This window comes from Caulobacter sp. DWR2-3-1b2 (assembly GCF_049896345.1).
Classification (GTDB): Bacteria; Pseudomonadota; Alphaproteobacteria; order Caulobacterales; family Caulobacteraceae; genus Caulobacter.
Window position 1 is genome coordinate 258,029 of the sequence record NZ_JAFCUC010000006.1, and the last position, 6,587, is coordinate 264,615.

A 6,587-nucleotide genomic window follows, 5' to 3' on the forward strand; every position below is an offset into this window, starting at 1 on the left:
CTTTTCGCGGCGTTCAGACCGTCTATGCTGGCGGCCTCGCAGGAGGCCGCCCGTGGACGTCATCGACAGCTTGGAAGCGCTCGAGGCGCTCGAGGCGCTCGAGGCGCTCTACAGACTCGCGCCGGTCGCGGCCTCGACTGTCAAGGTGGCCGACCGCATCACGCCGCATTACCGCGCCCTGATCGAGGCATCGCCGTTCCTGGCCCTCGCCACGGCCGGCCCCGAGGGACTGGACTGCAGTCCGCGCGGCGACCAGCCCGGTTTCGTGCGCATCGCCGATGAGCGGACCCTGATCCTGCCGGACCGGCGGGGAAACAACCGCATCGACAGCCTGCGCAACGTGGTCCGCGATCCGCGCGTGGCGCTGATGTTCCTGATCCCCGGCTCGGGCACGACCTTCCGGGTCAATGGCCGGGCGGTGGTGTCGGCCGATCCAGCCCTGCTGGCCAGTTTCGCCGTCGATGGCAAGGCGCCGCGCACCTGTCTGGTGATCACGGTCGTCGAGGCTTATTTCCAGTGCGCCCGGGCCGTCGTCCGCCCGGGACTGTGGAAAGCGGAGACCCAGCTCGATACCCGGCGCCTGCCCTCGCCCGGCGCCATGCTGGCGGCATTGAGCCACGACACCGTCGGCGGGCCCGAGTACGACAAGGCCTGGCCCGAGCGCGCGGCGGCGAGCCTGTGGTGAAACGAAAACGGCCCCGCCGTGAGGCGGGGCCGTTCGAAACACAATCAGGTCGAGATCATGATGATCTCAATCGTCGCGGTGAACCCGTTCCCGACGTTCGTGGCGTTCCTGGGCTTCCAGGCTGAGCATCGCGGTGGGCCGCGCGTCCAGTCTCGCCAAACCGATCGGTTCGCCGGTCTCTTCGCAGTAGCCGTAGGAACCGTCCTCGACCCGACGCAACGCCTGGTCGATCTTGGAAATAAGCTTCCGTTGACGGTCACGGGTCCGAAGTTCAAGCGCCCGATCAGTTTCCGACGACGCGCGATCGGCGAGGTCGGCATGGTTTTCAGTTTCAGCCTGTAGATGAGTGACCGTCTCGCGAGATTCGCGGAGGATCTCCTCTTTCCATGCGATGAGCTTCTGCTTGAAATATTCAAGTTGACGCTCGTTCATGAAAGGCTCGTCGTCTGTAGGACGATACGAGCCTGACGCCTTAAGAACAGTGGCCGTTTGCATTAACGCCTCACGCCCCGATCAACTCCGCCCAAGTCAGGCGGGGTGCTTATACCAAAACGATAGCCGGGTTCAATGAACGTCGCGTGAGCGGTGTGTCCAGCGCCGTGCAGGAAATCCCGGATCCTGGGGAAATTCAATGAACCGTGTTCTTTAAGATACGGTTTCATCAATCTTCTCAACCCAGCCGGGCCTGCTCAAGCTTGGCCGCTTCGACCGCAGCCCGGGTCTCGATTTCGTTGAGAATTGTTTCCAGCCCCGGATCGTCGGTCGATTCGCGGTGCTCTCGGACCGCGCTTTTCAGCCTGGACAGGGTTTGGGTCGAAACCTCGCCGTCGAGAACCGAGATCTTCAGCGCGTCCAGAATGTCCAGCAGGCCGCCCGCGCGCTTCACCGCTCGCCGCTTGCGCTCCAGGGGATCCAGATTGGCCTGCAGGGCCAGCAGGGCGTCCAGCGAGCCGACACCCGCCACGCCGCCAGTCTGGGCTACGCCCGAAGCCGCACTCGCGCCGCCCACCGTAGGCAGGGAGAATCCCGATCCGCCGCCGCCAGTCGGCTTGGCCCGCGATGCGCCAACCGCGCCCGCGCCTCCCGTGCTGGAAACCTTCATGACCGACGCTGCTCCGTTCGCGGAAACTACCGAAACGCGGGAGTCACCCCCTCCCGTTAACCACATTTTGGCGGCGCTCGCTTGCGGTATGGTTAATGCCGGGCAGAAACTGCCGGATCGGATTGTCGCAGGCAGAAAAACCCTAGATTTCAACTGATTTCATTGAACTTTTTCATGGCCCGCTTCTGGCATGGGACGACCCGGGGATACGACCCCGCCGCAGGATCGCCATGTCTCGTTCATTCTTCGCTTCCGTTCTGGGCCTCGCTCTCGCCGCCGTCGCCATGGCCATGGCCTCCAGCCCCGCTGACGCCAAGTCGCGGATCAAGGACATCGTCTCGTTCGAAGGCGTGCGCGACAACCAGTTGATCGGCTACGGCATCGTCGTCGGCCTGAACGGTTCTGGCGACAGCCTGCGCAACGCGCCGATGACCAAGCAGAGCCTAGAGGCGATGCTGGAACGCCAGGGCGTCAATGTCCGCGACGGCAACCTCAACACCAAGAACACCGCCGCCGTCATAGTCACCGCCAACCTGCCGCCGTTCTCGGCGTCCGGCGCGCGGATGGACGTCACGGTCTCGACCCTGGGCGACGCCAAGAGCCTGCTGGGCGGCACCCTGCTGGTCACCTCGCTGCAAGGCGCGGACGGCCAGACCTATGCGGTGGCGCAGGGCTCGGTGCAGACCGGATCGGTCTCGGCCGGCGGGGCCTCGGGCTCTTCCGTCACAAAGGGCGTGCCGACCGCAGGTCGGATCGCCGCCGGCGGCATTATCGAAAAGGAAACCGGCTTCCAGATGGTCGAGATGGGTGAGATGCGCATGACCCTGCGCAACCCCGACTTCACCACCTCGCGCCGGATTTCCGACGCCATCAACACCAAGTTTCCCCGCTCGGCCCAGGCCCAGAACCCGACCATCGTCGCGGTGCGCCCGCCGGCCGGCATGGACATGATCAGCTTCGTCACCGCCATCGAGAACCTGGAGGTCGAGCCCGACAGCCCAGCCAAGGTGATCATCGACGAGGTGGCCGGCGTCATCGTGATGGGGGACGACGTTCGCATCAGCCAGGTGGCGATCGCCCAGGGCAACCTGACCATCTCTGTCCAGGAAAACCCGGCCGTCAGCCAACCGGCCCCGTTCAGCCCGGGCCAGACCCAGGTCGTCCCGCAGTCCGCCGTCAGCGTCAACGAGGAGACCGGCAAGAGGCTGCTGACCCTGGGCGGCGGCGCCTCGCTGAAGAGCCTGGTCGGCGGCCTCAACGCCTTGGGCGTCACGCCCCGCGACATGATCTCGATCCTGCAGGCCATCAAGGCCGCGGGCGCCCTGCAAGCCGACATCGAGGTGATGTGATGAGCGCCCTGTTCACGACAAATATGGCCCTCGCGGCGACGCCGATCGACACAGTCGGCCCCACCGCCACCTCCACCGCCGAACTTCTGCGGCGCGGCAAGATCAAGGAAACGGCTCAGAAGTTCGAGGCTTCGTTCCTGTCGATCATGCTGCAGTCGATGACCGCTGGCATGAAAACCCCCGAGATCGGAGGCGGCGGGGCCGGCGAGGACATGTTCAAGTCGCTGCTGACCGAGGAGATGGCCAAGCAGGTCACCAAGGCCGGCGGCATCGGTCTGGCCGCCACGGTCCAGAAGGAAATGCTGAAGATGCAAGGCTTGAAGGAATAGTCATGGCCCTCACCGCCACCGGACCCGACGACCGCGTCGAACAGCTGATCATCCTGACCGAGCGCCTCACCGACCTGATCGCCCGCCAGGCCACCGCCTTCGAGGCCCGCCGGCCGCACGAGGCGGCGCAATATGTCGATGAGGTCGCCAAGCTGGCCAATCTGTATCGCCACGAGTCGACCCGGGTTCGCGCCAGCGTCGCCCTGGTGGCCGGCGCCGAACCGTCCCGCCGCCTGCGGCTGGTCCGCGCCACCGAGGCCTTCGACGCCGTGCTGGCCCGCCAAGGCCGCGCCGTCACCGCCGCCAAGACCGTCACCGAAGGCCTGGTCCGCGCCATCGCCCAGGAAGTCGCCGAGCAACGCCCCACCGCGTCGGGCTATGGGCCAGGCTCGCAAGGCGCGGCCTATCGTCAGAACGGCACGGCGATCACGCTGAACCAGCGGGCCTAGAGCAAGTCGCGCGACATAGGAATCGCACGGCTTGCTCTAGACTTTTGTTTTCGCATCGCTTTTGCGGAAAACCGGTGACCACTTTTCCGCGCGATGCTCTAGCAGACACCACAAGCATCGGGTGTCGGCGCGCAGCGCCAGCCGCCACACAGGCTCCAGCACAGGAGCTTGCCGTGGCCTTCACCGTTTCCAGCCTGCCGATAGAACCTTTCCAGCCGCTGTTCGCGCTCGACGACGACGCGCTGGCGGCGCGCGGCATGCTGCGGGTCGTCGCCGACACCGCCTTCGCCTTTCCCTGCCGCGTGACGCTGGACGACGCCGAGCCCGGCGAGCGGCTGATCCTGCTGAACTATGAGCATCAGCCCGCCGATAGCCCCTTCCGCTCGGCCCACGCCATCTATGTGCGCGAAGCGGCCGGCGCGGCGGTCAACGCGACCAACGCCCTGCCGCCCGCCCTGGCCCGGCGCCTGCTGTCGCTTCGCGCCTTCGACGCGGCCGGCATGATGTGCGACGCCGACCTGGTCGAGGGCGCGCAGGCCGGCCCCGTCATCGAGCGGCTGCTGGCCGACCCGCAGGTCGCCTATCTGCACGCCCACTACGCCCGGCCCGGCTGCTACGCCGCGCGGATTGATCGCGCGGACGCCTGACCGCGTCTGCGACACTTGGAAGCAGGGTTCGATGACGGCGTTATCTCAATGGCGACTTAACCGCGAACAGCTAAGCTATTCGTAGATCGAGCAGGCGGGGGGACGCACGGTTTTATGAAGCGCGCGGTTGTTAAGTGGGAACCCATCCCGACGAAAGAGATCGTCGGGCCCTACATTCCGATCCTCAGCGGATACTTGCTCGCCGCCGCCGCCTACTACGCCGTGATCAGCATCTCTCACCCCTTTTACGAGAGGGGCTGGGGCCTGCTGCTGCTGGAAGGTCTGGCGATGCTGGCCGCCCTGACCGCTCTGGGCCTGTGGTGGCGCCTGAAGTTCCGTCCGCCAGGACTGGTGGGGCTCGAGACGGCCGCCCTGACGATGAACGCGCTGCTGATGGCCAATGTCGTGGCCTATCAGGTGCTGCATTTCGAACCGGCCAAGCTGGTCTATTTCGTGCTGATGGCCCTGGTGTTCGCGACCTCGGCCCCCACCCGCCGCGTGGCCCTGTTCAGTGTTGGCGTGTCGCTCGTCGGCCTGTTGCTGATGGCCCGCAACGCGCCGGGCGACCTGGTCGCCCAGTACGGCTTCCTGGGCGTGGCGGGAGCCTTCGCCGCCCTGGGCATGTCGACCCTGATGCGGGGGGCGGTGCTGCGCGAGCTGCGCGCCCGCCTGGCGTCTGACACCCTGAACCGCAAGCTGGAGGCCGAGCTGGGCGAGAACCGCCGCTTGCGTGACGAGGCCCAGGCGCTGGCCCTGACCGCCCAGACCGCCAACCGGGTCAAGACCGAGTTCCTCGAGACCATGAGCCACGAGATCCGCACGCCCCTGAACGGCGTGCTGGGCATGGCCCAGGCCATGGAGCGGGCCGAGCTTTCCGAAGATCAGCGTGGCCGGTTGGCGGTCGTGCAAGACTCCGGTCGGGCGCTACTGGGGGTGATCAACGCCATTCTCGACATCTCGCGGATCGAGGCCGGCAAGATGGAGATCCTGCGCGCGCCCTTCAGTCTGGACGCCCTGGCCGAGACCTTAAGTCGGCTCTATGCGGGCCTGGCCCACGACAAGGGCCTGGCCTTCGCGCTGGAAGTCGAACCCCAGGCGCGTGGCTGGCGTGACGGCGACGAGGCGCGGCTACGCCAGGTGCTCAGCAATCTGATCTCCAACGCCGTCAAGTTCACCCAAGCCGGCGCGGTCACCGTGCGCATCGGCGGCGACGCCCTGGGCCTGACCTGCGAGGTGATCGACACCGGGGTGGGCATTCCCGAAGACCGCCATGCCCAGGTGTTCGAGAAGTTTGTGCAGCTCGACAGCTCGACCACCCGGCGCACCGGGGGCAGCGGGTTGGGCCTGGCCATCTGCCGCGGGTTGGTGACCTTGATGGGCGGCCAGATCGATTTCGACAGCCCGCAGGGCGGCGGCGCGCGCTTCGCGTTCGACGTGCCTTGCCCCACTGTGGACGGCCTGATCGAGCCCGTACCGGCGGCTCCGGTCGAGAGGCCGACCGCGAATGGCGGCCTGCGGATGCTGGTGGTCGATGACAACCAGACCAACCGCACCGTGCTTCAAGCCATGCTGGCCCATATGGGCGTGGCCTGCGGCGCGGCGCGTGACGGCCAGGAAGCCGTCGCCATGTGGCGCGCCGAGCCCTGGGACGCCATCCTGATGGACATCCACATGCCGGGCATGGACGGGTTGGAAGCGGGCCGCGCGATCCGGGCGCTGGAGGCCGCCGGCGATCGGCCGCGCACGCCGATCCTGGCCGTCACCGCCAGCGTGCTGACGCACGAGACCGACCGCTATCTCGACGCCGGCATGGATGGCTTCGTGGCCAAGCCGATCGCCGCCGCGCGCCTGGTGGCGGCGCTAGAAACGGCGTTGGCGGGCGCGGTGTCGGCGGACGTGTCACTGCTCTAGGCCGTAGTGACGATTTAGCTATTTGAGCCATAGCATGATGGCGGCGAGGGTTACGAAGCCCATGAAGGTGGTTGCAAGCTTGTCGTACCGGGTTGCGATGCGGCGGAACTGCTTG

Annotated in this window: 8 protein-coding genes and 1 pseudogene; 6 read left to right on the top strand and 3 right to left on the bottom strand. The window is 66.6% G+C overall.

Annotated elements, in window-relative coordinates:
* The first annotated feature begins 70 nt into the window (after positions 1–70).
* Positions 71–685, top strand: coding sequence for a pyridoxamine 5'-phosphate oxidase family protein (locus ACP694_RS16735; protein WP_426014252.1), 615 nt, complete (start codon positions 71–73; stop codon positions 683–685).
* 66 nt (positions 686–751) lie between these two features.
* Here ACP694_RS16735 and dksA read toward each other — a convergent pair whose 3' ends face one another.
* Entirely contained in the window at positions 752–1,180 is a 429-nt protein-coding gene (gene dksA, locus ACP694_RS16740) for an RNA polymerase-binding protein DksA (protein WP_426014212.1), read from the bottom strand.
* Positions 1,181–1,355: 175 nt separating this feature from the next.
* A complete protein-coding gene (locus tag ACP694_RS16745) occupies positions 1,356–1,787 on the bottom strand; it encodes a flagellar assembly protein FliX (protein ID WP_426014214.1) in 432 nt (143 codons plus the stop codon).
* A 230-nt stretch (positions 1,788–2,017) separates the two neighbouring features.
* Here ACP694_RS16745 and ACP694_RS16750 point away from each other — a divergent pair, with 230 nt between their 5' ends.
* The 5 genes from ACP694_RS16750 to ACP694_RS16770 all read left to right on the top strand — a co-directional run bounded on the left by ACP694_RS16750 (position 2,018) and on the right by ACP694_RS16770 (position 6,472).
* Positions 2,018–3,136, top strand: coding sequence for a flagellar basal body P-ring protein FlgI (locus tag ACP694_RS16750; RefSeq protein ID WP_426014216.1), 1,119 nt, complete (start codon positions 2,018–2,020; stop codon positions 3,134–3,136).
* Positions 3,136–3,465, top strand: a complete 330-nt coding sequence (locus tag ACP694_RS16755; RefSeq protein WP_426014217.1) for a rod-binding protein — start codon at positions 3,136–3,138, stop codon at positions 3,463–3,465. The genes ACP694_RS16750 and ACP694_RS16755 overlap by 1 nt, the downstream gene beginning before the upstream one ends.
* A 2-nt stretch (positions 3,466–3,467) precedes the next feature.
* Positions 3,468–3,914 carry a flagellar basal body protein gene (locus tag ACP694_RS16760; protein ID WP_426014218.1) on the top strand — a complete coding sequence of 149 codons (447 nt, stop codon included), beginning with the start codon at positions 3,468–3,470 and terminating at the stop codon, positions 3,912–3,914.
* Positions 3,915–4,087: 173 nt separating this feature from the next.
* Positions 4,088–4,561 (top strand): DUF1203 domain-containing protein, encoded by a 474-nt coding sequence (locus tag ACP694_RS16765; RefSeq protein WP_426014219.1) that lies wholly within the window; start codon positions 4,088–4,090, stop codon positions 4,559–4,561.
* A gap of 114 nt (positions 4,562–4,675) precedes the next feature.
* On the top strand, positions 4,676–6,472 hold the full coding sequence (locus tag ACP694_RS16770) for an ATP-binding protein (RefSeq protein WP_426014221.1): 1,797 nt from the start codon (positions 4,676–4,678) through the stop codon (positions 6,470–6,472).
* Between the two features lie 18 nt (positions 6,473–6,490).
* Here ACP694_RS16770 and ACP694_RS16775 read toward each other — a convergent pair.
* Positions 6,491–6,587: pseudogene (locus tag ACP694_RS16775) on the bottom strand (IS5/IS1182 family transposase); the annotation flags it as partial.

Bases quoted from the DNA above. Each gene is read 5' to 3' on its own strand.
- dksA (WP_426014212.1), bottom strand. From the start codon at position 1,180: ATGCAAACGGCCACTGTTCTTAAGGCGTCAGGCTCGTATCGTCCTACA.
- ACP694_RS16760 (WP_426014218.1), top strand. From the start codon at position 3,468: ATGGCCCTCACCGCCACCGGACCCGACGACCGCGTCGAACAGCTGATC.
- ACP694_RS16745 (WP_426014214.1), bottom strand. From the start codon at position 1,787: ATGAAGGTTTCCAGCACGGGAGGCGCGGGCGCGGTTGGCGCATCGCGG.
- ACP694_RS16770 (WP_426014221.1), top strand. From the start codon at position 4,676: ATGAAGCGCGCGGTTGTTAAGTGGGAACCCATCCCGACGAAAGAGATC.
- ACP694_RS16750 (WP_426014216.1), top strand. From the start codon at position 2,018: ATGTCTCGTTCATTCTTCGCTTCCGTTCTGGGCCTCGCTCTCGCCGCC.
- ACP694_RS16755 (WP_426014217.1), top strand. From the start codon at position 3,136: ATGAGCGCCCTGTTCACGACAAATATGGCCCTCGCGGCGACGCCGATC.